The organism is Kitasatospora sp. NPDC097643 (assembly GCF_040302625.1).
Lineage (GTDB): Bacteria > Actinomycetota > Actinomycetes > Streptomycetales > Streptomycetaceae > Kitasatospora.
Map to the genome: position 1 here is coordinate 19,061 of NZ_JBEOSA010000061.1, position 25,532 is coordinate 44,592.

Annotated in this window: 21 protein-coding genes; 19 read left to right on the top strand and 2 right to left on the bottom strand. The window is 73.2% G+C overall.

What is annotated here, in order from left to right; translation table 11 throughout:
* Window positions 1-62 precede the first annotated feature (62 nt).
* Together smc and ftsY are read left to right on the top strand one after the other, a co-directional pair.
* Entirely contained in the window at window positions 63-3,704 is a 3,642-nt protein-coding gene (gene smc, locus ABTY15_RS30535; RefSeq protein ID WP_350602328.1) for a chromosome segregation protein SMC, read from the top strand.
* A 47-nt stretch (window positions 3,705-3,751) separates the two neighbouring features.
* Window positions 3,752-4,966 (top strand): signal recognition particle-docking protein FtsY, encoded by a 1,215-nt coding sequence (gene ftsY / locus ABTY15_RS30540; protein WP_350602329.1) that lies wholly within the window; start codon window positions 3,752-3,754, stop codon window positions 4,964-4,966.
* Between the two features lie 81 nt (window positions 4,967-5,047).
* On the opposite strand, the gene ABTY15_RS30545 is transcribed toward ftsY, so the two are convergent.
* Window positions 5,048-5,725: a bifunctional DNA primase/polymerase gene (locus ABTY15_RS30545; RefSeq protein WP_350602330.1), complete on the bottom strand. Its 678-nt coding sequence runs from the start codon at window positions 5,723-5,725 to the stop codon at window positions 5,048-5,050.
* A gap of 603 nt (window positions 5,726-6,328) precedes the next feature.
* Here ABTY15_RS30545 and nsdA point away from each other — a divergent pair.
* The 6 genes from nsdA to ABTY15_RS30575 all read left to right on the top strand — a co-directional run bounded on the left by nsdA (window position 6,329) and on the right by ABTY15_RS30575 (window position 14,782).
* The gene (gene nsdA, locus ABTY15_RS30550; RefSeq protein WP_350602332.1) at window positions 6,329-7,783 is read left to right on the top strand and encodes a transcriptional repressor NsdA; all 1,455 of its coding nucleotides are present in this window, start codon (window positions 6,329-6,331) and stop codon (window positions 7,781-7,783) included.
* A gap of 288 nt (window positions 7,784-8,071) precedes the next feature.
* A complete protein-coding gene (locus tag ABTY15_RS30555) occupies window positions 8,072-9,448 on the top strand; it encodes an ammonium transporter (RefSeq protein ID WP_350602334.1) in 1,377 nt (458 codons plus the stop codon).
* On the top strand, window positions 9,448-9,786 hold the full coding sequence (locus ABTY15_RS30560; RefSeq protein WP_350524594.1) for a P-II family nitrogen regulator: 339 nt from the start codon (window positions 9,448-9,450) through the stop codon (window positions 9,784-9,786). Before ABTY15_RS30555 ends, ABTY15_RS30560 begins: the two co-directional genes overlap by 1 nt.
* A gap of 219 nt (window positions 9,787-10,005) precedes the next feature.
* A complete protein-coding gene (locus ABTY15_RS30565) occupies window positions 10,006-12,474 on the top strand; it encodes a [protein-PII] uridylyltransferase (RefSeq protein ID WP_350602335.1) in 2,469 nt (822 codons plus the stop codon).
* Window positions 12,475-12,596: 122 nt separating this feature from the next.
* The gene (ffh, locus tag ABTY15_RS30570; RefSeq protein WP_350602365.1) at window positions 12,597-14,153 is read left to right on the top strand and encodes a signal recognition particle protein; all 1,557 of its coding nucleotides are present in this window, start codon (window positions 12,597-12,599) and stop codon (window positions 14,151-14,153) included.
* A gap of 83 nt (window positions 14,154-14,236) precedes the next feature.
* Window positions 14,237-14,782 (top strand): GNAT family N-acetyltransferase, encoded by a 546-nt coding sequence (locus ABTY15_RS30575; protein ID WP_350602338.1) that lies wholly within the window; start codon window positions 14,237-14,239, stop codon window positions 14,780-14,782.
* Between the two features lie 112 nt (window positions 14,783-14,894).
* Here ABTY15_RS30575 and ABTY15_RS30580 read toward each other — a convergent pair whose 3' ends face one another.
* The gene (locus tag ABTY15_RS30580) at window positions 14,895-15,728 is read right to left on the bottom strand and encodes a class I SAM-dependent methyltransferase (RefSeq protein ID WP_502893631.1); all 834 of its coding nucleotides are present in this window, start codon (window positions 15,726-15,728) and stop codon (window positions 14,895-14,897) included.
* A gap of 195 nt (window positions 15,729-15,923) precedes the next feature.
* Between ABTY15_RS30580 and proS the strand changes: the two genes are divergently transcribed.
* The 11 genes from proS (at window position 15,924) to lepB (ABTY15_RS30635) (ending at window position 25,526) form a co-directional block, all read left to right on the top strand.
* Entirely contained in the window at window positions 15,924-17,336 is a 1,413-nt protein-coding gene (gene proS / locus ABTY15_RS30585) for a proline--tRNA ligase (protein WP_350602342.1), read from the top strand.
* A gap of 397 nt (window positions 17,337-17,733) precedes the next feature.
* A complete protein-coding gene (locus tag ABTY15_RS30590; RefSeq protein ID WP_350602344.1) occupies window positions 17,734-18,312 on the top strand; it encodes a hypothetical protein in 579 nt (192 codons plus the stop codon).
* A 388-nt stretch (window positions 18,313-18,700) separates the two neighbouring features.
* The gene (gene rpsP, locus ABTY15_RS30595; protein ID WP_045700219.1) at window positions 18,701-19,129 is read left to right on the top strand and encodes a 30S ribosomal protein S16; all 429 of its coding nucleotides are present in this window, start codon (window positions 18,701-18,703) and stop codon (window positions 19,127-19,129) included.
* Between the two features lie 2 nt (window positions 19,130-19,131).
* A complete protein-coding gene (locus tag ABTY15_RS30600; protein ID WP_030306741.1) occupies window positions 19,132-19,371 on the top strand; it encodes an RNA-binding protein in 240 nt (79 codons plus the stop codon).
* A gap of 125 nt (window positions 19,372-19,496) precedes the next feature.
* Window positions 19,497-20,057, top strand: coding sequence for a ribosome maturation factor RimM (gene rimM, locus ABTY15_RS30605; protein WP_350602346.1), 561 nt, complete (start codon window positions 19,497-19,499; stop codon window positions 20,055-20,057).
* 128 nt (window positions 20,058-20,185) lie between these two features.
* Window positions 20,186-21,004 (top strand): tRNA (guanosine(37)-N1)-methyltransferase TrmD, encoded by an 819-nt coding sequence (gene trmD / locus ABTY15_RS30610; protein ID WP_350602367.1) that lies wholly within the window; start codon window positions 20,186-20,188, stop codon window positions 21,002-21,004.
* A 154-nt stretch (window positions 21,005-21,158) separates the two neighbouring features.
* On the top strand, window positions 21,159-21,509 hold the full coding sequence (gene rplS / locus ABTY15_RS30615) for a 50S ribosomal protein L19 (RefSeq protein WP_030306736.1): 351 nt from the start codon (window positions 21,159-21,161) through the stop codon (window positions 21,507-21,509).
* Between the two features lie 77 nt (window positions 21,510-21,586).
* On the top strand, window positions 21,587-22,441 hold the full coding sequence (lepB, locus tag ABTY15_RS30620) for a signal peptidase I (protein WP_350602348.1): 855 nt from the start codon (window positions 21,587-21,589) through the stop codon (window positions 22,439-22,441).
* A 145-nt stretch (window positions 22,442-22,586) separates the two neighbouring features.
* The gene (gene lepB / locus ABTY15_RS30625; protein WP_502893632.1) at window positions 22,587-23,369 is read left to right on the top strand and encodes a signal peptidase I; all 783 of its coding nucleotides are present in this window, start codon (window positions 22,587-22,589) and stop codon (window positions 23,367-23,369) included.
* A 242-nt stretch (window positions 23,370-23,611) separates the two neighbouring features.
* On the top strand, window positions 23,612-24,616 hold the full coding sequence (lepB, locus tag ABTY15_RS30630; RefSeq protein ID WP_350602349.1) for a signal peptidase I: 1,005 nt from the start codon (window positions 23,612-23,614) through the stop codon (window positions 24,614-24,616).
* 145 nt (window positions 24,617-24,761) lie between these two features.
* The gene (gene lepB / locus ABTY15_RS30635; RefSeq protein ID WP_350602351.1) at window positions 24,762-25,526 is read left to right on the top strand and encodes a signal peptidase I; all 765 of its coding nucleotides are present in this window, start codon (window positions 24,762-24,764) and stop codon (window positions 25,524-25,526) included.
* Window positions 25,527-25,532: the final 6 nt, after the last annotated feature.

The following is a 25,532-nucleotide window of genomic DNA, read 5'->3' on the forward strand; positions in this document are numbered from 1 at the left end:
TCGGCCGCCGGGGGATACAGTCGCCGCTGGGGCCCCTGGCGAGCGACGAGGAGACCGGCCGCGTGCACCTGAAGAGTCTGACGCTGCGCGGGTTCAAGTCCTTCGCCTCCAGCACCACCCTGCGCTTCGAGCCCGGCATCACCTGCGTGGTCGGCCCGAACGGCTCCGGCAAGTCGAACGTCGTCGACGCGCTCTCCTGGGTCATGGGGGAGCAGGGCGCCAAGTCGCTGCGCGGCGGCAAGATGGAGGACGTCATCTTCGCTGGGACCAGCGGGCGCGCCCCGCTCGGCCGCGCCGAGGTCAGCCTCACCATCGACAACGCCGACGGCGCCCTGCCGATCGACTACTCCGAGGTGACCATCACCCGGACCATGTTCCGCAACGGCGGCAGCGAGTACGCCCTCAACGGCGAGACCTGCCGACTGCTGGACATCCAGGAGCTGCTCTCCGACTCCGGCATCGGCCGCGAGATGCACGTCATCGTCGGCCAGGGCCAGCTGGACTCCGTGCTGCACGCCGACCCGATGGGCCGCCGGGCCTTCATCGAGGAGGCGGCCGGCGTGCTCAAGCACCGCAAGCGCAAGGAGAAGGCGCTGCGGAAACTGGACGCGATGCAGGCCAACCTCAACCGCGTCCAGGACCTGGTGGCCGAACTGCGCCGCCAGCTCGGACCGCTCGGCCGACAGGCCAGGATCGCCCGCCGGGCCGCCGGCATCCAGGCCGACCTGCGCGACGCCCGGCTGCGGCTGCTCGCCGACGACCTGCTCACCCTGCGCAAGGCCGTCGAGGCCGAGGTCGCCGACGAACTGGCGCTGCGGCTGCGCCGGACCACCGTCGAGCAGGAGCTGGCCCGCGCGGTGCAGCGCGAGGCCGTCCTGGAGGCGCAGGTCCAGCAGCTCGGTCCGAGCCTGGAGGCCGCCCGGCAGACCTGGTACCGGCTCTCCGCGCTCGCCGAGCGCAGCCGCGGCACCATCGGGCTGGCCGAGGCCAGGGCCCGGCACGCCGCCGCCGGGGGAGCGGCCGAGGAACGGCGCGGCCGCGACCCGGAGGAGCTGGAACGGGAGGCCGAGCGGGTCCGGGAGGAGGAGGCCGCGCTGGCCGAGGCGCTGGAGGAGGCGCAGTACGCGCTGGCCGAGGCGGTCGAACGCAAGGGCGGGCTGGAGCGCGAGCTGGCCGCCGAGGAGCGCCGGCTGCGCGACGCCGCCCGGGCCATCGCGGACCGTCGGGAGGGCCTGGCCCGGTTGCAGGGGCAGGCCACCGCGGCCCGCTCCAAGGCGGCGTCGGCCGAGGCCGAGATCGGCCGGCTCACCGAGGCCAGGGACGAGGCGCTGCTGCGGGCCGGGGCCGCGCAGGGCGAGTTCGAACAGCTCCAGCAGCAGGTCGACGGTCTTGCCGGGGCGGACGAGCAGGCCGACGCCGCGTACCGGGCGGCCCGGGAGGGGCTCGCCGCCGTCGAACGGGACCTCGCCGCCGCCCGGGAGGCGGCCGGCGCGGCCGAACGCGACCGGGCCGGGCTCACCGCGCGGCACGAGGCGCTGGCGCTCGGACTGCGCCGCAAGGACGGCACCGGCGCACTGCTCGACGCGGGGGAGCGGCTGATCGGGCTGCTCGGCCCGGCTGCCGCGCTGCTGCGGATCGAACCCGGGTACGAGGTCGCGGTCGCCGCGGCGCTGGGGGCAGCGGCCGACGCGGTGGCCGTCGACTCGCCCGCCACCGCCGTCGAGGCGCTGCGGCTGCTGCGCGAGCAGGACGCCGGGCGGGCCGCGCTGCTGATCGCGGGCGCGCCAGGGCCGGGCGCCCCGGCGGGCGGGCCTGCCGCCGCTGCCCCGGCGGGTGGGCCTGCCACCGCCGCCCCGGCGGGTGGGCTGCCGGACGGAGCCCGTTGGGCGGCCGATCTGGTCGACGGCCCGGCCGGGTTGTCGGCCGCCGTCCGGACCCTGCTGGCCGGAGTGGTGGCCGTCGGCGCCCTGGACGAGGCGCTGCGGCTGCTCGGCGAAAACCCGGCGCTGACCGCCGTCACCGCCGACGGGGACCGGCTGGGCGCCGGCTTCGCCCAGGGCGGCTCCGGCGGCGCGCCCAGCCTGCTGGAGACCCAGGCGGCGGTGGACGAGACCGCCCGGGCGATCGACCAACTGGCCCTCCGCTGCGCCGAATCGGCCGAGCGGCTGTCCGAACTCACCGAGCAGCGCCGGGAGTCGGCCGCCGCAGTGGAGCAACTAGCCGACCAGCAGCGGCAGTCGGAGAAGGAGCGGGCCCAGGTGGCCGGCGCGCTCGGCCGCCTCGGCGGACAGGCCCGGGCCGCCGCGGGCGAGGCCGAACGGCTGTCGGCCGCCGCGGCCCGGGCCGACCAGGGTCTGGCCGAACTGCTCGCTGCCGCTGAGGAGTTGGCCGAACGCCTGGCGGTGGCCGAGGAGTCCGCGGAGGCCGGCGAGGACGAGCCGGACGCCACCGATCAGCAGCGGCTGGCCGAGGCGGCCAGCGCTGCCCGGCAGGCCGAACTGGAGGCCCGGCTCGCGGTGCGCACCCACGAGGAGCGGGGCCGCGCTCTGGCCGGCCGGGCCGACCAGCTGGACCGGGCCGCCCGCGCCGAGCGCGAGGCGCGTGCCCGGGCCGCCGAGCGCCGTCGCCGCGCCGAGCACGACGCCCGGGTGGCGAACGCCGTCGCGGCCGGTGCCCGGCAGCTGCTCGCCTGCCTGGAGGTCTCGCTGGCCCGGGCGGACGCCGGGCGGGCGGCGGTCGAACAGGCGCGCGCCGAGCGCGAGACCGAACTGCGGGCGCACCGCGAGCAGGGCCGCGGCCTCAAGGAGGAGCTGGACAAGCTGGTCGACGCCGGCCACCGGGACGAGGTGCTGCGGGCCGAGAAGCGGCTGCGGATCGAGCAGCTGGAGGCCCGGGCGCTGGAGGAGTTCGGCATCGACGGCGGCGCGCTGCTCGGCTCGTACGGGCCGGACCAGCCCGTCCCGCCGTCCACGCCGGAGGAGGGTCAGGAGCCGGGCGAGCCGTACCCGTACGTCCGGGCGGAGCAGGAGAAGCGGCTGAAGGCCGCCGAACGGGCGTACCAGCAGCTCGGCAAGGTCAACCCGCTGGCGCTGGAGGAGTTCGCGGCGCTGGAGGAGCGCCACACCTTCCTCGGCGAGCAGTTGGACGACCTCAAGCGCAGCCGGCGCGACCTGCTGGACATCGTCCGGGACGTGGACGAGCGGGTCGAGCAGCTGTTCACCTCGGCGTACCACGACACCGCCGCCCAGTTCGAGGGCGTCTTCGCCCGGCTGTTCCCGGGCGGGGAGGGCCGGCTGGTGCTGACCGATCCGGACAACATGCTGACCACCGGGGTCGAGGTGGAGGCCCGGCCGCCCGGCAAGAAGGTCAAGCGGCTGTCGCTGCTGTCCGGCGGGGAGCGCTCGCTGACCGCGGTCGCCCTGCTGGTGTCGATCTTCAAGGCGCGGCCCAGCCCGTTCTACGTCATGGACGAGGTGGAGGCGGCGCTGGACGAGACCAACCTGCGCCGGCTGATCGCGATCATGGAGGAGCTGCGGGAGAGCTCCCAGCTGATCGTGATCACCCACCAGAAGCTGACCATGGAGTCCGCGGACGCCCTCTACGGGGTGACCATGAAGGGGGACGGCATCTCCCAGGTGATCAGCCAGCGGCTGCGCGAAGAGCACCGGGAGCGGCCGAAGGCCGTCCGCACCGCATCGGCGTAGTCCGGCTGCGGTCCGTCCGGGCCCCGGTCACGGATACTGGACGGGTTATGGAATACGTGATCCTTGCCGTAGTCATCGCCGTGATCGCCGTCGCCGCGATCGCAGGCCTCGTCGTTTCCGGCAGACGACGCCAGCAGCTGCCCCCGAAGTCGCAGGCGCCGGTCATCACGGCGCCTCCGACCACCCCGCCGGAGCCCCAGGTCGGCGAGGAGGCCGCGCCGCCGACCGAGGAGCCCCGCCGCACCGTCGAGGAGGTGCAACTTCCCGAGGCCGAGGCCCCGGCCGAGGTCGCCGTCGAGGTCGCCGAGGCCGAGGCGGCCCCGCCCGTCGAGGTCCCCGAGCCCACCGCCGGCCGACTGGTCCGGCTGCGCTCCCGGCTGTCCCGTTCGCAGAACTCGCTCGGCAAGGGCCTGCTCTCGCTGCTCTCCCGCGAGCACCTGGACGAGGACACCTGGGAGGAGATCGAGGACACCCTGCTGACCGCCGACGTCGGCGTCGCCCCCACCCAGGAGCTGGTCGAGCGGCTGCGCACCCGGGTCAAGGTGCTCGGCACCCGCAGCCCGGACGAGCTGCGCGGGCTGCTGCGCGAGGAGCTGGTCGAGCTGATCGGCAAGGACGCCGACCGCACCGTCCACTCGGTCAAGCAGGGGGAGGGCCCGGCCGTGGTCCTGGTCGTCGGCGTCAACGGCGTCGGCAAGACCACCACCACCGGCAAGCTGGCCCGCGTCCTGGTCGCCGACGGCCGCACGGTGGTGCTCGGTGCGGCCGACACCTTCCGCGCCGCCGCCGCGGACCAGCTGCAGACCTGGGGCGAGCGGGTCGGCGCGCGGACCGTGCGCGGGCCCGAGGGCGGCGACCCGGCCTCGATCGCCTTCGACGCGGTCAAGGAGGGCATCGCCGAGGGCGCCGACACCGTGCTGGTGGACACCGCCGGCCGACTGCACACCAAGACCGGCCTGATGGACGAGCTGGGCAAGGTCAAGCGGGTCGTCGAGAAGCACGGTCCGGTGAACGAGGTGCTGCTGGTGCTGGATGCCACCACCGGCCAGAACGGTCTGGTGCAGGCCCGGGTGTTCGCCGAGGTGGTGGACATCACCGGCATCGTGCTGACCAAGCTGGACGGCACCGCCAAGGGCGGCATCGTGATCGCGGTCCAGCGCGAGCTGGGCGTGCCGGTCAAGCTGATCGGCCTCGGCGAGGGGGCGGACGACCTCGCGCCGTTCGAGCCGGGCGCCTTCGTGGACGCGCTGATCGGGGACTGACGTTCCCGGCCGTCGCGCCGGTCGTCGTTCCGCTCGTCGGAAGGGTCCGCTCCCGCTGGGGGCGGGCCCTTCGGCGTGTTGCTAGGAGGCCAGCCAGGCGGGTTCGGCGGTGCGCTCGCGGCCGCGGTGGCAGGCGTAGGCGAGGGTGCCGAGCAGCAGCCGGGCCTCGGGCGGGCAGCCGGCGTTGTCGCGGGTGGGGCGGCGCAGCCAGCGGACCGGGCCGAGGGCGCCGAGCACGGTGGGCGGGGCGGCGACGTAGCTGCCCTCGCCGTGGCAGGTGAGGTCGAGCGCGGCGTCGTCCCAGCCCATCCGGTACAGCAGGTCGGGCAGTCGGCGGGCGGTGCCGGCGGCGACCAGGAACTGCAGCCGTCCGGTGGGTGCGGCCAGCACCGGGCCGACCTGGGTGCCCATCCGCTCCAGCCGGACCAGGGCCTGGAGGCCGGCCTGCTCAGGGACGTCCAGCACGTCGAAGGCGCGGCCGGTGGGGAACAGTACCGAGCCCTCGGCGCCGGCCGTCCGGGTCGCGCCCTCGCCGCCGGGGACGGGGTGCAGGCCGGGGGCGGCGCAGCGGGTGGTGCCGCAGGGACAGCGGGTCGGGGCGGTGGCGGAGTCCGCCGGGTCGCCGACGGCGACCGCCCAGCCCCAGCGGCCGGTGTACTCCGCGGCGGCCTGGGACGCGGTGACCTTGGTGCGGCGGCGCGCGCCCAGCGGTGTCAGCCGCAGGTGCCCCAGTCGAAGTTCGCCGAACAGGTTGTCCATGCCTCCCCCAACAGGTTCTGGTTGCCGATGGTTACGGGACGGTGACTTTGTGTTGATTGTCCGTTGCGTGGTGCGTTGTGCGGTGGCGGCGCGCAGCGTGCGGAGTGCGCCAGTTGTGGTGGTGCGCCTCGGGCGCCGCCTTGTGGTGGGCGGCGCCGATGCCGGATCGTCGGGTGCGCGAGGCGGCCGCCGACCGGGTGGCCGACAAACTCGCCTGTGACTGCGGTGGATTGCCGGGACTGCCGGGATTCGGCGGGGACTTGGCAGTCCGCATATGCCGGACCGCCGGGACTACCTAGTGAAGCGTGTGCGTCATTGCTTCGGTTCACTCCTGGGGGTGGCGAAAGGTGGCGTTTCGCCAGGGCCGCTCCCACGGGTGCCGCACGGGGCATTACGTTCAGCGTGCGGACGCCGTCGGAGAGTGGGCTTCGGGCTGTCGGGGAACGGGAGTTGGGGATCTGACGGCCCGTTCGCAACGATGGCACACCAGTGCGACGCGGCGGTACGGCAGCACGTCAGGCACGGCACGTCGGCAAGAGCCCGCAACCGTCGGGCGACATGATCGGGGCCCCCGCAGGGGCCGGGCGGGATGGGGACGTTCCCATGGCAGAGAAGCAACCCAACGAGAAGCTGACCACGTGGTTCGCCCGCAGCGGTTGGTCCAAGGGGGAGTTGGCCCGTCAGGTCAACCGCCGGGCCCGGCAGATCGGCGCCCACCACGTGTCCACCGACACCTCGCGGGTGCGCCGCTGGCTCGACGGCGAGCAGCCCCGCGAGCCCATCCCGAAGATCATGTCGGAGCTCTTCTCCGAGCGCTTCGGCTCCGTCGTCTCGATCGAGGACCTCGGCCTGCGCGCCGCCATCCCGGTCTCCACCGTGGGCGGCGGCGTCGACCTGCCGTGGAGCGCGCCGCAGACCGTCCAGCTGATCAGCGACTACTCCCGCAGCGACCTGATGCTCAACCGCCGGGGCTTCCTCGGCACCTCACTCGCGCTGACCGCCGGCGCCGCCCTGATCGAGCCGATGCAGCGCTGGCTCGCCCCCGGCCCCACCGGCATGCCGACCCCGATCCTCAGCGCGGCCAACGGCGGCGACCCGTTCACCGGCCGACTGTCCGAGCCCGAGCTCGAACTGCTGGAGCAGACCACGGTCATGTTCCGGCAGTGGGACGCCCAGAACGGCGGCGGGCTGCGCCGCAAGGCCGTCGTCGGCCAGCTCCACGAGGTCACCGACCTGCTCCAGGAGACGTACAACGAGGACACCACCCGGCGGCTGTTCCGGCTCACCGCCGAACTCGCCCACCTGGCCGGGTGGATGTCCTACGACGTCGGGATGCACCCGAGCGCGCAGAAGTACTACGTGCTGGCCCTGCACGCGGCCAAGGAGGCCGGCGACCGCCCGTTCGGCGCGCTGATCCTCACCGACATGAGCCGCCAGATGATCCACCTCAACCGGGGCGAGGACGCCCTGGAGCTGATCCACCTGGCGCAGTACGGCAGCCGCGACACCGCCACCCCGCGCCAGCAGTCGCTGCTGTACGCGATGGAGGCGCGCGCCTACGCCACCATCGGCGAGGTGAACCGCTGCGCCCGGGCCGTGCGGCTGTCCGAGGACACCTTCACCGACATCCGGGACGGGGACGAGGAGCCGGACTGGCTGAAGTTCTTCTCGCCGGCCGAGCTGAACGCCGAGAACGCGCACTCCTTCCGCGACCTCGCCTACCACTCCGACAACGCCGAGCTGTACGCCTCGATGTCCGCGCCAGTGATGGAACGCGCGGTCGACCTGTTCCGCCAGGACGGCGACCACGTGCGCTCGTACGCCTTCAACCTGATCGGCATGGCCAGCGTGCACCTGCTGCAGAAGGAGGCCGAGCAGGCCGCGGTGATGGCCGAGCAGGCGGTGGACATCGCCACCAAGGTCCGCTCGGAGCGGCTGAACTCCCGGGTGCGCAAGACCACCGAGGCCGCCGCCGCCCGGTTCAAGGGCGTGGACGCGGTGAGCCGGCTCAAGGAAAGGGTCGTCCAGGACATTCCGGAGTACGTCTCCGTGGTCTGAGCCGCGGCCCCGCCGGACCCCGCCGACCGTGCCGGCCGCCGCCGTCACGGTCGGTGGCCCGTACGGCACCCGGCGTGCCGCGCGGCGGCACGGTACGCCATCCGGCCCTGCGGCAGGGCCGTGGTTCACGTAGGTGTAACCCGCGCGTCGCACGCGTCACGGCCGCGAAACAACGGGCCGCACTGGCCGAAACCAGCCTTCGGCACGCTCCTCCTCATCGCCGACACCCCGGGTGGCACGGGACAGGTAACCCGGGTGTGGATCGGCTTTCACGCAGAGGAGACGCCGATGCCGGACGGCTTCAGCGCGGGCGACACCGCCTTCGTGCTCATCAGTGCGGCCCTGGTCATGGTGATGACCCCGGGCCTGGCCTTCTTCTACGGGGGCATGGTCAGGGCCAAGAGCACGCTCAACATGCTGGCGATGAGCTTCCTCTCGCTCGGCATCGTCAGCGTGCTCTGGGTCCTCTACGGGTACTCGCTCAGCTTCGGGCCCGACTCCTTCGCCGGGCTGATCGGCAACCTGGACTTCATCGGGATGCGCGGCATCGGCCTGAACGATCTCGTCGGGACCATCCCGGTCACCGCGTTCTCGGTCTTCCAGCTGATGTTCGCGATCATCACCCCGGCGCTGATCAGCGGCGCCATCGCCGACCGGGCCAAGTTCGCCGCCTGGGGGCTGTTCATCGCCCTCTGGGTGTCGATCGTCTACTTCCCGGTCGCGCACTGGGTGTTCTTCTTCGACGGCGGCAACGGCGGCTGGCTCGGCGACCGCAACGGCGTGATCGACTTCGCCGGCGGCACGGCCGTGCACATCAACGCGGGTGTCGCGGGCCTCGCGCTCTGCCTGGTGCTGGGCAAGCGGGTCGGCTTCAAGAAGGACCCGATGCGCCCGCACAGCCTGCCGCTGGTGATGCTCGGCTCCGGGCTGCTCTGGTTCGGCTGGTTCGGCTTCAACGCGGGCTCCGCGCTGGCCGCCAACGGCGTCGCCGCGATGGCCTTCGTGAACACCCAGGTCGCGACCGGCGCCGCGCTGGTCGGCTGGCTGGTCTTCGAGAAGCTGAAGCACGGCGCGTTCACCACCCTGGGCGCGGCCTCCGGCGCGGTGGCCGGCCTGGTCGCCATCACCCCGGCCTGCGGTTCGGTCAGCCCGCTCGGCGCGGTGGCGATCGGCCTGATCGCCGGCGCGGTCTGCGCGGCGGCCGTCAGCCTCAAGTACCGCCTCGGTTTCGACGACTCGCTCGACGTGGTCGGCGTGCACGCGGTCGGCGGCGCCATCGGCTCGCTGCTGATCGGCCTGTTCGCCACCGGTGGGGTCGGCCAGACCGCCAAGGGCCTGTTCTACGGCGGCGGGCTCGACCAGCTCGGCAAGCAGGCGATGGGCGTGGCCGTGGTCGCCGCGTACTCCTTCGTCCTCTCCTGGCTGCTGGCCAAGGCGATCGACAAGACGGTCGGCTTCCGGGTCACCGAGGAGGTCGAGGTGGCCGGCATCGACCAGGCCGAACACGCCGAATCCGCCTACGATTTCAGCGCGGTGGGCGCAGGCCTGGCCCGGGCCCTGACGGTCGCGGCCGCGGTGGCCCCGACCGCCGCCGAGTCCCCCGCCCCCAAGACCACCGAGCAGGCCGCCGCGAAGGCTGCCGAGAAGACCGAGGTCGACGCCTGATGAAGCTCATCACCGCCGTGATCAAGCCGTACCGCCTGGACGAGGTCAAGGCCGCCCTTCAGGCCTTCGGGGTCCACGGCCTGACCGTCACCGAGGCCAGCGGCTACGGCCGCCAGCGCGGCCACACCGAGGTCTACCGGGGCGCCGAGTACACCGTGGACCTGGTCCCCAAGGTCCGGATCGAGGTCCTGGTCGAGGACGAGGACGCCGACGACCTGATCGACGTCCTGGTGAAGGCCGCCCGGACCGGCAAGATCGGCGACGGCAAGGTCTGGAGCATCCCGGTCGACACCGCCGTACGGGTGCGCACCGGCGAGCGCGGCCCGGACGCCCTCTGACCGGACGCCCCCTGACCGGACACCCTCTGACCGGACACCCGAGGAACCGGATGTTCGAAGAACCCGTGTGACAGCCCGCAGGCGGGCCCGCGATCCCCCCGGGGTCGTGGGCCCGCCAACGGCGTATCGGCGCCCGGCCGCCCCCGCCCAGCCGCCCCGCTGCCCGCTCCGCGGCCGCCCGCGCCCCCGCTCAACCGCACGACGGACGGGACCACGCGCATGACCACCGAGACCACCCCGCCCTCCTCGCCCGACGACGGGCAGCAGGGGACCAGCTCCCACGGCGCCGGCTATGCCGCCGCCCGGGCCGCGCTGCTCGCCGCCCCCGGGCCGGCCGGTCGCCCGCGCCGCGAGGCGCTCGCCCGGCTCACCGACGACTGGCTGTCCGGCCTGTTCGCGGCCGCCGGCGCCCCGCCCGGCGTCGCCCTGGTCGCGGTCGGCGGCTACGGGCGCGGCGAACTCTCCCCGCGCAGCGACCTCGACGTCCTGCTGCTGCACGACGGCCCGGTGGCCCGCGACCTGCCCGAGCGGATCTGGTACCCGATCTGGGACTCCGGCGCGTCCCTCGACCACTCGGTGCGCACCGTCGCCGAGGCCCGAGCGGTCGCCGCCGCCGACCTCAAGGCCCAGCTCGGCCTGCTGGACGCCCGCCACCTCGCCGGGGACGCGGCGCTCACCGCCACCCTGCGCTCCACCGTCCTCACCGACTGGCGCGCGAGCGCCCCCGCGCGCCTGCCCGAGCTGCGCGAGCTCGGCCGGGAGCGGGCCGAGCGGCACGGCGAGCTCTCCTTCCTGCTGGAGCCCGACCTCAAGGAGGCCAAGGGCGGCCTGCGCGACGTCGTCGCGCTCGACGCGGTCGCCGCCACCTGGCTGGCCGACGCCCCCCGGGACGGCCTGGCCGACGCCGCGTTGCGGCTGGCCGACGTCCGCGACGCGCTGCACCTGGTCACCGGCCGGGCCACCGAACGGCTCAGCCTCCAGGAGCAGGACCAGGTCGCCGAGCGGCTCGGCGTGCTGGACGCCGACACCCTGCTGCGCCAGGTCTACGAGGCCGCCCGCACCATCGCCTACGCGAGCGACGTCAGCTGGCGGGCGGTGGACCGGGTGCTCGCCGCCCGGGCCGGCCGGGGCCGCCGGGTGGGCCGGCTGGCCTTCCCGTTCACCGGGGCCGGTCGCGGCGCGGGCGCGGTGGCCCGGGGCGCGGTCGAGCGCCGCCCGCTCGCCGAGGGCGTGGTCGAGCAGGACGGCGAGGCGGTGCTGGCGCAGGCCGCCCGGCCGGCCGCCGACCCGGTGCTGCCGCTGCGCGCCGCGGCCGCCGCCGCGCAGAACGGGCTGACCGTCTCCTACGCGACGGTCCGCCGGCTGGCCGCCGAGTGCCGGCCGCTGCCGGTGCCCTGGCCGGACGAGGCGCGCGAGCAGCTGGTCACCCTGCTGGGCGCGGGCGAGGCCGCGGTGCCGGTCTGGGAGGCGCTGGAGGCGGAGGGCCTGGTGACCCGGCTGCTGCCGGACTGGGAGCGGGTCCGCTGCCGTCCGCAGCGCAACGCGGTGCACCGCTGGACGGTCGACCGGCACCTGGTGGAGACGGCGGTCCGGGCGGCGGCGATGACCCGCCGGGTGGCCCGGCCCGACCTGCTGCTGGTCGCGGCGCTGCTGCACGACATCGGCAAGGGCTGGCCCGGCGACCACAGCGAGGCCGGCGAGGTGATCGTCCGGGACGTCGCCACCCGGATGGGCTTCGATCCGGAGGACACCGAGACCCTGGCGGTGCTGGTCCGCCACCACCTGACCCTGGTGGACACCGCCACCCGGCGGGACCCGGACGACCCGGCGACCGTCGAGGCGATCACCAAGGTGGTCGGCACCGTGCCGCAGCTGGAGCTGCTGCACGCGCTCACCGAGGCGGACGCACTGGCCACCGGCCCGGCCGCGTGGAGCGGCTGGCGGGCCTCGTTGGTGGACGGTCTGGTGGCCCGGGCGGCCGGGCGGCTGGCGGGCGGCCACGGCGACCCGGTGGAGGCCGCGCCGACGGCGGAGCAGGAGCGGCTCGCGGTCGAGGCCGCCCGCACCGGCGGCCCGGCGCTCTCGCTGCTGGCACAGGCCGACGGGGCGGAGCCGGGCACCGAGCCGATGGGCGTCGAGCTGACCCTGGCCGTCCCGGACCGGCCGGGGCTGCTCGGCACCGTCGCCGGGGTGCTCGCGCTGCACCGGCTGACCGTCCGCTCGGCGGGCCTGCGCGAGCTGGACCCGATCGGCGCGGGCGCGGTGCTGCTGCTGTCCTGGCGGGTGGCGGCCGAGTTCGGCGAGCTGCCCGAGGCGGCCCGGCTCCGGGCCGACCTGCGCCGGGCGCTGGACGGCTCGCTGGACGTCGCGCGCCGACTCGCCGAGCGGGACGCCGCGGCCCCGCGCCGCCGGGGCATCCCTACCCCGCCGCCGCTGGTCGTGGTGGCGCCGGCGGCCGCGTCGGCGACCGCCACCGTGCTGGAGGTCCGCGCGCACGACGCCCCCGGGCTGCTGCACCGGATCGGCCGGGCGCTGGACGGGTCGGGCGTGCGGGTGCGTACCGCGCACGTCTCGACGCTGGGCGCGGAGGCGGTGGACTCGTTCTACCTGACCGACGAGGAGGGCCGCCCGCTGGCCGCCCAGCGGGCCGGGGAGGTGGCGGCGGCGGTGCGGGCGGCGCTGGGCTGAGTGCCGCTCCGCCCCTGCTGGGCGCCGGTGCCACCGGGGGTGGAGACCTTACCCGGGGCGGCCGGATACCCTGGGGGGCGACGACCGTACCGATACCGATGCCGCAGAGGACCCGCGACGACGTGTTCGACACCCTTTCCGATCGCCTCTCAGCGACGTTCAAGAACCTCCGGGGCAAGGGCCGCCTGAGCGAGGCGGACATCGACGCCACCGCCCGCGAGATCCGCATCGCGCTGCTGGAGGCGGACGTCGCGCTGCCGGTCGTCCGGGCCTTCATCAAGCAGGTCAAGGAGCGGGCGCTCGGTGCCGAGGTCTCGCGCGCGCTGAACCCGGCGCAGCAGATCATCAAGATCGTCAACGAGGAGCTCATCACCATCCTCGGTGGCGAGACCCGCCGGGTGCGGTTCGCCAAGAACGGCCCGACGGTGATCATGCTCGCCGGTCTCCAGGGTGCCGGTAAGACCACCCTGGCGGGCAAGCTCGGCCACTGGCTGAAGAAGCAGAAGCACACCCCGCTGCTGGTCGCCTGCGACCTCCAGCGCCCCAACGCGGTCAACCAGCTCCAGGTGGTCGCCGAGCGCGCCGGCGTGGCCTTCTACGGCCCGCAGCCGGGCAACGGCGTCGGCGACCCGGTGCAGGTCGCCAAGGACTCGATCGAGTACGCCAAGCAGAAGCAGTACGACGTCGTCGTCGTCGACACCGCCGGCCGCCTGGGCATCGACGCCGAGCTGATGCAGCAGGCCGCCGACATCCGCGCCGCGGTGAACCCGGACGAGGTCCTGTTCGTCGTCGACGCGATGATCGGTCAGGACGCGGTCACCACCGCGCAGGCCTTCCTCGACGGCGTCGACTTCACCGGTGTCGTGCTCTCCAAGCTCGACGGCGACGCCCGCGGTGGTGCCGCCCTGTCGGTCGCGCACGTCACCGGCCGGCAGATCATGTTCGCCTCCAACGGCGAGAAGGTCGACGACTTCGACGCCTTCCACCCGGAGCGGATGGCCTCGCGCATCCTCGGCATGGGTGACCTGCTCTCGCTGATCGAGAAGGCCGAGGACACCTTCTCGCAGGCCGAGGCCGAGAAGATCGCGGCCAAGCTGCGCGGCGGCCCGAAGGCGTTCACCCTGGACGACTTCCTGTCGCAGCTGGAGCAGGTCCAGAAGATGGGCTCGATCTCCAAGCTGCTCGGCATGCTGCCCGGCATGGGGCAGATCCGCGAGCAGATCAACAACATCGACGACAAGGACGTCAACCGGGTCGGCGCGATCATCAAGTCGATGACCCCGGCCGAGCGCGCCGAGCCGGAGCTGATCAACGGCTCCCGCCGGGCCCGTATCGCCAAGGGTTCGGGCGTCCAGGTCGGCGAGGTGAAGAACCTGGTCGAGCGGTTCTTCGACGCCCGCAAGATGATGTCCGCGATGGCCTCCGGCAAGGGCATGCCCGGCATGCCGGGGATCCCGGGCATGGGCGGCGGCGGGAAGAAGTCCGCCAAGAAGGCCCCGCAGGCCAAGGGCAAGCGCAAGAGCGGCAACCCGCTGAAGCGTGCGCAGGAGGAGACCGCGGCCGCCGAGCGCCGCGCGCTCGGCGCCCAGGCGCCGGCCGACGGCGGTGCGTTCGGTCTCGGCGCGGGCAAGGGCCCGGCCGACTTCGAGCTCCCCAAGGAGTTCAAGGACCTGCTCTGAGCCTTGCTCCGAGTTCTGGGCCGACCGCTTCGGCGGTCGGCTGCGGCCCGTCGTCCGGAACCTCCGGGCGGCGGGCCGTTCCCATGTCCGATGATGGTGGCGTGCGAGTGACGATCAGGGCCCCGCGGGCCGAGGACGAGGTTGCGTACGCCGAGGCGGTCCGACGGTCCGCCGAGCACATCGGGCGGTGGAACCCGGTCGAGCCGGACGGGCTGCCGGAGCTGTTGGAGCGCCAGGGGCCGGGGCTGCGGACCTTCCTGATCGTCGACGGGCAGACCGGCGGGCTGGTCGGCAAGGTGAACGTCGCCAACATCGTGATGGGCCGGTTCTGCAACGCCGCGCTGGGCTACGACTCGTACCTGCCGTTCGCCGGCACCGGGCGGATGACCGAGGGGCTGCGGCTGGTCCTGGACCGCTGCTTCGCCGCGCAGTCGGCCGGCGGGCTGGGCCTGCACCGGCTGGAGATCAACGTGCAGCCGGACAACGGGCGTTCGATCGCGCTGGCCCGGCGGCTGGGCTTCCGGCACGAGGGGTTCACGCCGCGGATGCTCTTCCTCCAGGGGGACTGGCGGGACCACGAGCGGTTCGCGCTGACCGCGGAGGAGTGGCCGGGCTCCGGGGCTGCTTAGGGCGTGAACCGGTCGCCGGGGGCGCTCGCCGTGGCGGCGGGCGCCCCCGGTTTCCTGCGGCCGGGGGGCCACCGGAGGCATGTCCGGTCAGGGCCGGCGGGGTCGTGCGCGGTCAGGGCCGTCGGCGCGGCCGTTCGGCGATCAGGTAGCGGAACACGTTCTCCATCCGGACCGAGCCGTCCGGGCGCAGGTGGGGCTGTAGGGCCTCCTCCAGCTCCTTGGCCACCAGCGAGGCGCCCGAGAAGTCCTCGGCCGCCTCGAACAGGCCGGTGGAGAGCAGGCCGCGCACCGCACTGTCCAGGTCCGCGTACGCGAACGGGCAGCTCACCCGCCCGCTGCCGACCGGGCGCAGGCCGGCCGGGGCGAGCAGGTCCTCCAGCGCGCCGGGCGCGCTCAGCTCGAACGGGTCGCGCGCGGTGGTCCGGCCCGCCATCCGGCGGGCCACGTCCAGCACCGGGGCGCTCTCGCAGCGCTCCGGCGGGCCCCAGGCGGCCAGCACCACGTGTCCGGCGGGCAGGGTGAGCCGGGCGGCCTCGGCGACCACCGGGCGCGGATCGGCCGAGCCCGGCAGCTGCTCGAAAACGGTCACCAGCGAATAGGCCGAGCGGGCGACGGCGGCCGACGGGCGGGCGCCCGCGCAGACCCGTAGTCGACGGCCGCGGGCCAGTTCGCGCAGCTCGTCCCGCGGCTCCTGGCCGGCGACCTGGGCGCCCCGGCCGGCCGCGAGCAGCAGGGCCAGTCCGGACCGGCAGCCCAGGCCCAGCACGCTGCTCGCCGGGCCGACCTCCAGCCGGTCGTACACCGCCTCGTGGAGCGGCACCAGCATGCGTTCCTGGATCTCCGCCCAGTCGCGCGCCCGCGCGGGCCACGCCCTCGCGGGCTGCTGGTGGTGCGGGCGTGCGCCCGTCGGTCGTACGGTCGTGCCGGTCGTCCGAGCTGAAGCCATCGCGGCCTCCCATCCGGTCCTTCGGTGTGCTGCTACGGCTCCCCCAAAGTCCCGCCCCACTCCAGCGAACAGCGGGTGGGGCGCGGCGTCCAGAGGGGTGCAGGGTGGTGCGCGCGTGTTGCGGTCGTGCGCCCCCCGGAGGTTCCGGTGATACCGATTCGAAACCGGGCCCTCGCTCCCCGTACCATTCGCCCCATGGCTAAGGCACCCGTTCTCACCCCTCAGGCGGAAGACTTCCCGCGCTGGTACCAGGACCTCATCAACAAGGCCGAGCTGGCCGACAACGGTCCGGTGCGCGGCACCATGGTCATCCGACCGTACGGCTACGGCCTGTGGGAGCGGATGCAGCAGGAGATGGACGCGCGGATCAAGAAGGCCGGCGCGCAGAACGCCTACTTCCCGATGTTCATCCCGCAGTCCTACCTGACCAAGGAAGCCGAGCACGTCGAGGGCTTCGCGCCCGAGCTCGCGGTCGTCACGCACGGCGGCGGCAAGCAGCTGGAGGAGCCGGTCGTCGTCCGGCCCACCTCCGAGACGATCATCAACGAGTACTTCTCGAAGTGGGTGCAGAGCCACCGCGACCTGCCCCTGCTGATCAACCAGTGGGCCAACGTGGTCCGTTGGGAGCTGCGCCCGCGCGTCTTCCTGCGCACCACCGAGTTCCTCTGGCAGGAGGGCCACACCGCCCACGCCACGTACGAGGACGCCCGCGACTACGCGTCGATGATCCACACGCAGGTCTACGGCGACTTCATGACCAACGTGCTCGGCATCGACGTCGTGCTCGGCCGCAAGACCGCCAAGGAGCGCTTCGCCGGCGCCATCAACACCCTCACCCTGGAGGGCATGATGGGCGACGGCAAGGCGCTGCAGATGGGCACCAGCCACGAGCTGGGCCAGAACTTCGCCAAGGCGTTCAACACCACGTACCAGCTGCAGGGTGCCGAGCGCGAGTACGTCTGGCAGACCTCCTGGGGCGTCTCGACCCGCATGGTCGGCGGCCTGATCATGTCCCACGGCGACGACAACGGCCTGCGGGTCCCGCCGCGCCTGGCGGCCGTCCAGGCCGTCGTCCTCGCCATCAAGGGCGACGACGCGGTCATCGCCAAGGTCCGTGAGATCGGCGCCCGGCTGGAGGCCGCGGGCATTCGGGTGGTCGTCGACGACCGCACCGACACCCCGTTCGGCCGCCGCGCCGTCGACTGGGAGCTCAAGGGCGTGCCGCTGCGCATCGAGGTCGGCCCGCGCGACCTGGAGAACGGCACCGCGATGCTGGCCCGCCGCATCCCGGGCGGCAAGGAGCCGGTCGCTATCGACGGCCTGGCCGAGCTGCTCCCGGGCATCCTGGACGAGGACCAGGCGCTGCTGCTGCGCCAGTCCCGCGAGCGCCGCGAGGCCCGCACCGTCGACGTCAAGACCATCGACGAGGCCGTCGAGGCCGCCGCCACCGGCTGGGGTCGGATCTCCTGGGCCGACCTCGGCCCGGAGGGCGAGGCCAAGCTGGCCGAGCAGAGCGTTTCGGTGCGCTGCATCGTGGCGGCCGACGGCTCGGTCCCGAAGACCGACGACCAGGACGGCAATATCGCGATCGTCGCCCGCGCATACTGACGCGTGTTACCGGTAGGTAATGACCGTTGCCGGCAACATTTGCCCGGAATGCGGATGGGTAAGAATCCGGTAACTGTCCAGGCGGTGTCATGACTTCGGACATCCCTACTGGCCGGTCAACTGCCGGTATTAACGGAATAGCGGTACGGTGTACGGCCCGTGGCCCTGTCAACTCGACGGGTCCACGGGCCGTCCGTCCTGGGAGCGACAGCCCGCCCCCGGGTGGAATTTCAGATGTCCCGCCGAGCTTCGGCGGTCGAAACGGCAGGGGGTTGGTCTTGCGTCAGATCCGGAACGCGCAATTCGCGCGCGACCATGCATTCCTGGGAGTTCCCTGGGAATTCCCGGAGAACGGGAACATGCGGAACATCGGCTCGCACTCCATCGTTGGTCTAGCGTGAGCACGACACAGCCCCTCGTCCTCGCGGCCGAACTGGCCGCTGCCTGGAGCGACATCCAGGCCTACCACCAGGATCTTCCCGACCTGGCCTCGCCCGAGGCCCTGATCGGCGAGTCCTCCTCGGCCTGTGGCACGCGGCTCGGTTTCGAGCGGCTCCTCCACGAGGCTGCCCACGGTCTGGCCGCGGCCCGGGACATCCGGGACACCTCGCGGGCCGGCCGCTACCACAACCGGCGCTTCCTGATGCTGGCCTCCGAGCTCGGCCTGGCGCACCCGGTCGAACCGCACGCGAGCAGCGGTTTCTCCCAGGTGACCATGCTCAAGGAGACCCAGGAGCGCTACGCCGAGACCATCGAACGCCTGGATCGCGCCCTAGGTGCGCACCAGGAGGCGGTGGCCGGCGACGGCACCACGCGCGCCTTCCGCGGCCCGGCCGCCCGGCACGGCTCCTCCGGGGGCGGCGTCCGGGTCAAGGCGGTCTGCGGCTGCGGGCGGAACGTCCGGGTCGTGCCGTCGGTGCTCGCCCAGGCGTCCATCGTCTGCGGTGCGTGCCAGCAGCCGTTCAAGATCGCGTAGTCGATCGACGATCCGGCGGGCGGTTGTGCGGGCAACGGTCCGGCCGGAATGCGTGCGGCAGCAGCAGTGAGTCCGGCGGCCGTCAGTGCGGCGGCGGTCGGTACGGCGGTCGTCAGTGCGGCGGCGGTCGTGAGTACGGCAGCAGGACAACGGTGAGTCTGTGGGCTGACCGGGAGCGGGGGCTCCCGGTCGAGCCCTGGACGCCGTGGTCCGCGGTGGCCGGGTGCAGGCGGTTCGCGCCGGTATGGCAGAATGGACAGCTGAGTACTCGGCAGCCGAGCAGGACCCCTCTCTCCTACGGCTGGCGTGTCCCTTGAACGGCCCCCGGCGCAACCCCACGCGACGGCGAGGCTGCTCACCCACGTCAACACCAGGAGAATCCACTCCCGTGGCAGTCAAGATCAAGCTCAAGCGTCTCGGCAAGATTCGCTCCCCGCACTACCGCATCGTCGTCGCCGACGCCCGCACCAAGCGTGACGGTCGCGCGATCGAGGAGATCGGCATCTACCAGCCGACCTACAACCCCTCGAAGATCGAGGTCGACAGCGACCGCGCCCAGTACTGGCTGTCCGTCGGCGCCCAGCCGACCGAGCCGGTGCTCGCCATCCTCAAGCTGACCGGCGACTGGCAGAAGTTCAAGGGCCTGCCGGCCCCGGCGCCGCTGAAGGTCGCCGAGCCGAAGGTCGAGGACTTCTCGCACCTGTTCGCCAAGGCCGTCGCCGGCTTCGAGGACGCCACCACCGGTGTCGCCATCACCCCGAAGGCCAAGAAGTCGGACAAGGCCGAGGCTGAGGCCGACGCCGCCGCCGAGGCCTGATCGTGATCGAGGACGCCCTCGACCACCTGGTGAAGGGCATCGTCGAGCACCCCGACGAGGTGCAGGTGCGCTCGCGCAACCTGCGTCGGGGGAACACCATCGAGGTGCGTGTGCACCCCGATGACCTCGGCAAGGTGATCGGCCGGGGCGGCCGGACGGCGCGCGCTCTGCGCACCGTGGTCGGCGCCCTCGGCGGTCGCAACGTCCGGGTCGACCTGGTCGACGTGGACAGCATTCGCTGACGCAGCTGTTCGTTCAGCCGTCAGGCTTGAGGCCGGCCGGGACGCATGTCGTCCCGGCCGGCCTTCTTCGCTTTCCCCAGCACTTCTTCGCTTTTCCCCAGCACTCACCCAGGAGAACGATCACCGTGCAGCTCGTCGTCGGCAAGATCGGCCGCGCCCACGGCATCAGGGGGGACGTCAGTGTCGAGGTCCGCACCGACGAGCCGGAGCTCCGGCTCGGCCCGGGTGCCGTCCTGATGACCGACCCCGCCTCGGCCGGACCGCTGACCGTCGAGTCCGGCCGCGTGCACAGCGGACGGCTGCTGCTGCGCTTCGCCGGCGTCAAGGACCGCAACGCGGCGGAGGCCCTCCGCGGCACCCTGCTGATCTCCGAGGTCGACCCGGACGAGCGTCCTGAGGACCCGGAGGAGTACTACGACCACCAGCTCATCGGCCTGGACGTGGTGCTGTCCGACGGCACCCTGGTCGGCGAGCTGACCGAGGTCGTCCACCTGCCGTACCAGGACCTGCTCACCGTGAAGAAGGCCGACGGGACGGAGGCGCTGGTGCCCTTCGTCAGCCAGATCGTGCCGACCATCGACCTGGAGAACCAGCGCGCCGTGATCACCCCGCCGGCCGGGCTGATCGACCCCGAGCAGGCCGAGGTCGTCCGTGCGGCCTCGGAGGACGCGGAGGGGGCGGAGTGAGCGCCGAGGAGACCACGGGAGGCGTCGGCGGCGCGGGCGAGGGCGCGGTCGGCGCGGGTGCTCCTGGTGAGGGCGCCGCTGGCGGGGGCGCTGTCGGTGAGGGCGCTGTCGGCGGTGTGCAGAGCGGGATGCGGATCGACGTCGTCTCGATCTTCCCCGAGTACCTCGAGCCGCTGAACATCTCGCTGGTCGGCAAGGCCCGTGCGCGCGGCCAGCTGGACGTGCGGCTCCACGACCTGCGCGAGTGGACCCACGACGTGCACCGGACCGTGGACGACAGTCCGTACGGCGGCGGCCCCGGCATGGTGATGAAGCCCGAGCCGTGGGGCGAGGCGCTGGACGCGGTCGTCGCCGGCGGGCCCGAGGGGCAGGTGCCGACGCTGGTCGTGCCCACCCCGAGCGGCCGCCCGTTCACCCAGGAGCTGGCTCAAGAGCTGGCCACCCGCCCCTGGCTGGCCTTCACCCCCGCCCGGTACGAGGGCATCGACCGACGGGTCATCGAGGAGGCGGCCACCCGGATGCCGGTGGTCGAGGCCTCGATCGGCGACTACGTGCTGGCCGGCGGCGAGGTCGCGGTGCTGGTGATGGTCGAGGCGATCGCCCGGCTGCTGCCCGGAGTGCTCGGCAACGCCGAGTCCCACCGGGACGACTCCTTCGCGCCGGGTGCCATGGCCGACCTGCTGGAGGGCCCGGTCTACACCAAGCCCGCCGAGTGGCGCGGCCGGAGCGTGCCGGACGTGCTGCTGAGCGGCAACCACGGCCGGATCGCGCGCTGGCGTCGGGAACAGGCCTTCGCCCGGACCCTCGCGCACCGGCCCGACCTGGTCGAGCGCTGGCAGTACGGGGCCTTCGACAAGAAGGACCGGGAGGCGCTCAGCCTGCTCGGGCTGGCCTGGGACGAGTCGCTCGGCCGATTTCGGTCGGTGGCCGGTGGTGTGGAAGAATAGGCCGCTGCTGTCTGTCGCTGGGCTCCTTCCGTAGGAGTCACGTGGACCGGCGCCCCCGCCACGGGGGGATCGTCGTCAGCCGATGCGGCCCGCAGCAAACCCCATTGTGACGAACTTCCGTGGGCGGCCCGTGGCGCCTGCGATGGAGAGCAACATGAGCAACAAGCTCGCTGCTGTCGACGCGGCCTCGCTGCGTAGCGACATCCCGGCCTTCCGTGCCGGTGACACCCTGAAGGTTCACGTCCGGGTCATCGAGGGCAACCGCTCCCGTGTCCAGGTCTTCCAGGGCGTCGTCATCCGCCGTCACGGCGCCGGCATCGGTGAGACCTTCACCGTTCGCAAGGTCAGCTTCAACGTCGGCGTGGAGCGCACCTTCCCGGTGCACACCCCGGTCGTCGAGAAGATCGAGGTCGTGACCCGCGGTGCCGTTCGCCGCGCCAAGCTGTACTACCTGCGTGACCTCCGCGGCAAGGCCGCGAAGATCAAGGAGAAGCGCGACCGCTGATCCACCGGCCCCCGGCCTCGCCGGGGGATCGGATCGCTCTGGGGAGCCGGGCAGCCGCAAGGTAAGCTCACCCCCCGATGAGCACGCACGAACCACCCGCGGACCGCGACAGCAGTCCCGCACCCACCGGTGCGGACTCGCTGTCGCGGTCCGCGGTCGTTTCCGGGGCCGCCCCGGACGCGGCCGCGGAGGGTGCGGCCGTGGTGCGTACGGCCGCGGCGGAGGACGCGGCCGCGGCGGAGGGCGAGGCGGCGGGCCGTTCGCGCTCGCGGGACGTGATGTTGCTGGTGGGGATCTGCCTGCTGGCCCTGCTGCTGGTGAACGCCTTCGTGGCGCGCCCGTTCGCGGTGCCGTCCGGGTCCATGGAGGACACCCTGCACCCGGGCGACCGGCTGGTCGCCAACAAGCTGGCCTACGCCTTCGATGGCCGCCCCGAGCGGGGCGACGTCGTGGTCTTCGACGGGACGGGCTCCTTCCTGCGGGAGTCGGACGCGCCGGCCGGTTTCTGGGACGGCCTGCGCTCGCTCGGCCGGGACCTCGGGGTGGTACCGGCCGGGAACACGGTCTACGTGAAGCGGGTGATCGGCGTCGGCGGGGACCGGGTGACCAGCACCGGCCCGGGCGGGCGGATCACGGTCAACGGTGTGCCGATCGACGAGTCCTCCTATCTGGCCCCGGGGGACCAGCCCTCGAACGTGGCCTTCGACGTGGTCGTCCCGGCCGGCAAGCTGTGGGTGATGGGCGACCACCGCAGCGCCTCCCGCGACTCCCGTGACCACCTCGGCGAGCCCGGCGGTGGGTTCGTGCCCGAGAGCAGGGTGATCGGCCGGGCGGACTGGGTGGTCTACCCGATCTCGCGCTGGGCCGACCTGGACCGGCCCGCGGCCTTCGCCGCGACTGCGGGGACGGGTGGTCATGGGGACCAGAGGTAAGGGTCGGCTGGCCGACCGTCCGGCCCGGGAGCCGTCCGACGGCGGTCGGTCGGGCGGGCCCGGGGCCGAGGAGGCCGCGCCGTTCCGTGGCCGGGCCGAGCGCCGCCGCAGTGCCAAACGCGCGGCCCGTCGGCGCCGGCGTTCGGTGCTGCGGGAGTTCCCGCTGATCGTCCTGGTGGCGCTCGTGGTGGCGCTGGTGATGAAGACCTTCCTGATCCAGGTGTTCGTGATCCCCTCCGGCTCGATGGAGCAGACCATCCAGGTCGGGGACCGGGTACTCGTGGACAAGCTCACCCCCTGGTTCGGCTCCGAGCCGGAACGCGGCGACGTGGTGGTGTTCAAGGATCCGGGCGGCTGGCTGGAGAGCGACCACAAACCGTCCGACGACGGCCCGGTGCTGGGTGCGGCCAAACAGGTGCTCACCTTCGTCGGGCTGCTGCCGTCCGACAGCGAGCAGGATCTGATCAAGCGGGTCATCGGCGTCGGCGGCGACACCGTGGAGTGCTGCGACGCGCAGGGGCGGTTGAGCGTCAACGGCACACCGGTGGACGAGCCGTACCTCGCGCCCGGCAACCCGCCCTCCCAACGGCCCTTCAAGGTGAAGGTGCCGCAGGGGCGGCTCTGGGTCATGGGCGACCACCGGGACGTGTCCGCCGACTCCCGTTTCCACATGGGGAATCCGGGCCAGGGGACGATCCCGCTGAGCGGTGTCGTCGGCCGGGCGTTCGTCATCGCCTGGCCGCTGGACCGCTTCCATCAACTCGATGCGCCGGGTTCACTCTCCTCTCTCGCCCGCGCTCCGCAAGCGGGCGGAACTGGGCCGAATTCGGTGGGTGTTGAGCCGGTTCCGATGGAACCTCCGCTCGTTATGGGTGTGTTGGGCATCCTTCCGCTTGCCGCTCGCCGGCCGGGGCGGCCGCCGGATTGAGCCGCGCAGGCCCTCGACCGGCCAGGTCGCGCGCGTGGGACCGCGAGCCGGATGCCTTGGAGTGATAGAGAAGTGCAGGTGCGGCCGGGAGCGCTCCCGGCCGTGCGCCGAGACTGTGCTGGTGTCAGGGGCGTCCGTGGTGGGCAGCCCTGGGGCGGTCATGGTCGTGGCGAGCGTGGTGCCCGCTGTGCGGCACTTTGAGCGCGGGCGCGCGGGCGTCCGCACAGCAGGGAGGAGACGTTGTGGGGGATTTGGTGATCGGCGCCCGCTCAGGCGCCGGAGAGCCCGAGGGCTCCGGCCGCCGGGCGGCCCGGTCCGCCGAGTCCGCGGCACCCGCGGCCTCGGTCGAGGAGGCCGCGGCCCAGACCGCTGACGAACAGGGTGACGAGGCCGAGGGCTCCTCGGAGCCCCCGCAGGACAAGGCCGAGTCGACCGACGAATCGGGGGCGGAGGCCCCGGGCAAGCAGCGCAAGCCGCGGTCCTTCTGGAAGGAACTGCCGATCCTGATCGGCATCGCACTGGTGCTGGCACTGGTGATCAAGACCTTCTTCGTCCAGGCGTTCTCCATTCCGTCGGAGTCGATGCAGAACACGCTTCAGGTCGGCGACCGCGTCCTGGTGGACAAGCTGACCCCCTGGTTCGGGGCCGAACCCGAGCGCGGTGAGGTCGTGGTGTTCCACGACCCGGGCGGCTGGCTGAACGACGAGCCGGTCAAGCAGAGCGACAACTCCTTCCTCCGGGGCGTCCAGGACGTGCTCAGCTTCGTCGGCCTGATGCCCTCCGCCAACGAGAAGGACCTGATCAAGCGGGTCATCGCGGTCGGCGGGGACACCGTCGAGTGCGAGGGCGACGGACCGGTCAAGGTCAACGGCATCGCGCTCAACGAGCCGTACGTCTACCCGGGCAACACCCCCTGCGGGCTGCACCCGTTCGCCCCGGTGAAGGTGCCCAAGGGCAGGCTCTGGGTGATGGGCGACCACCGCGCCGACTCGCTGGACTCCCGCTTCCACATGGACCAGCCGGGCGGTGGCACCGTTCCGGTGGACGACGTCATCGGGCGCGCCTTCGTGGTCGCCTGGCCGATCGACCACTGGTCGACGCTCCCGGTGCCGGCCACCTTCGACCAGAAGGGCCTGGCGGCGGCCGGGGCGCTGACGCCGCCCGTGGGCGGCGCGGCGGGCGCGGTCGCGCTGCTTCCGCTGGTGCGTCGGGTCCGGAACCGGACCGACCGCCGGAAGGAGTCCTGAGCTCCACCGGGTTGCCCTCGGCTCTTGCGCGGGCCGTGGTACCGACGAGTAATCTGCTCGGACGTGCCACGGCCCGTCGGTTTTTCCGCCCGTGCCTCCGGCGTGCCAGTGGTGTTCTCCGGTCGGCCAGAGGTGGACGGTGTCGATGAGCAGTGTCGTGGAACAGACCGCCGACCTTCCGGCGGTGCCGGCCCGTCCGCGCCGCCGGGTGGCCGCGGTGCTGCAAGGCGTCGCGATCGCCCTCGGGCTGGTGCTGATGATCGGCGGCTTCGCCCTCATCGCGATCGACTACAAGCCCTACCGGATCCCCACCGCCTCGATGGCGCCCACGCTCCAGATCAACGACACCGTTCTCGCCCGGAAGACCGGTGGCGGGACCGTCGGCCGGGGTGACGTGGTGGTCTTCCGGGACGAGGCCTGGGGTGGCGGTGAGCTCATGGTCAAGCGCGTGGTCGCCGTCGGCGGGGACACCGTCGCCGTCGCCTCCGGCGCGGACCGCCGGCTGACGGTGAACGGCAAGCCGGTGGACGAGCCCTACCTGGCGGCACAGGGCGACCCGCTGGGCACCGCCTTCAGCATCACGGTGCCGGCGGGGCGGTTGTTCATGCTCGGCGACAACCGGCTGGCCTCGCTCGACTCCCGGTCCCACCTGGAGGTCGACGCCGGGACCGTCCCGGTCGACGCGGTCGAGGCCCGGGTGGAGGCCACCCTGATGCCGTTCGGCCGGATGGGCACGATCGACCGGACCTCGGCCTTCGACGGGATCGGGGGCTCGAAGGCGGGTGAGCCCGGACCGCTGGAGCCGGCCGCCTACGCGACCGTTGCGGGCGCGGCGTTGATCGTCGTGGTGTCGGCGGTGGGCGGGGTGGCGGGCCTGGTCGGGCGGCTCCGCCGGGGGCGCAGCTCCTGAACGCCG

What these genes read in the sequence shown, in the direction of transcription:
- lepB (WP_350602351.1), top strand. Translation starts at nt 24,762, where the DNA reads ATGAGCAGTGTCGTGGAACAGACCGCCGACCTTCCGGCGGTGCCGGCC.
- ABTY15_RS30545 (WP_350602330.1), bottom strand. Translation starts at nt 5,725, where the DNA reads ATGGACAACCTGTTCGGCGAACTTCGACTGGGGCACCTGCGGCTGACA.
- proS (WP_350602342.1), top strand. Translation starts at nt 15,924, where the DNA reads ATGGCTAAGGCACCCGTTCTCACCCCTCAGGCGGAAGACTTCCCGCGC.
- ftsY (WP_350602329.1), top strand. Translation starts at nt 3,752, where the DNA reads ATGGAATACGTGATCCTTGCCGTAGTCATCGCCGTGATCGCCGTCGCC.
- ABTY15_RS30575 (WP_350602338.1), top strand. Translation starts at nt 14,237, where the DNA reads ATGTCCGATGATGGTGGCGTGCGAGTGACGATCAGGGCCCCGCGGGCC.
- ABTY15_RS30555 (WP_350602334.1), top strand. Translation starts at nt 8,072, where the DNA reads ATGCCGGACGGCTTCAGCGCGGGCGACACCGCCTTCGTGCTCATCAGT.
- ABTY15_RS30560 (WP_350524594.1), top strand. Translation starts at nt 9,448, where the DNA reads ATGAAGCTCATCACCGCCGTGATCAAGCCGTACCGCCTGGACGAGGTC.
- ABTY15_RS30580 (WP_502893631.1), bottom strand. Translation starts at nt 15,728, where the DNA reads ATGGCTTCAGCTCGGACGACCGGCACGACCGTACGACCGACGGGCGCA.
- trmD (WP_350602367.1), top strand. Translation starts at nt 20,186, where the DNA reads ATGCGGATCGACGTCGTCTCGATCTTCCCCGAGTACCTCGAGCCGCTG.
- rplS (WP_030306736.1), top strand. Translation starts at nt 21,159, where the DNA reads ATGAGCAACAAGCTCGCTGCTGTCGACGCGGCCTCGCTGCGTAGCGAC.
- nsdA (WP_350602332.1), top strand. Translation starts at nt 6,329, where the DNA reads ATGGCAGAGAAGCAACCCAACGAGAAGCTGACCACGTGGTTCGCCCGC.
- lepB (WP_350602348.1), top strand. Translation starts at nt 21,587, where the DNA reads ATGAGCACGCACGAACCACCCGCGGACCGCGACAGCAGTCCCGCACCC.
- ABTY15_RS30565 (WP_350602335.1), top strand. Translation starts at nt 10,006, where the DNA reads ATGACCACCGAGACCACCCCGCCCTCCTCGCCCGACGACGGGCAGCAG.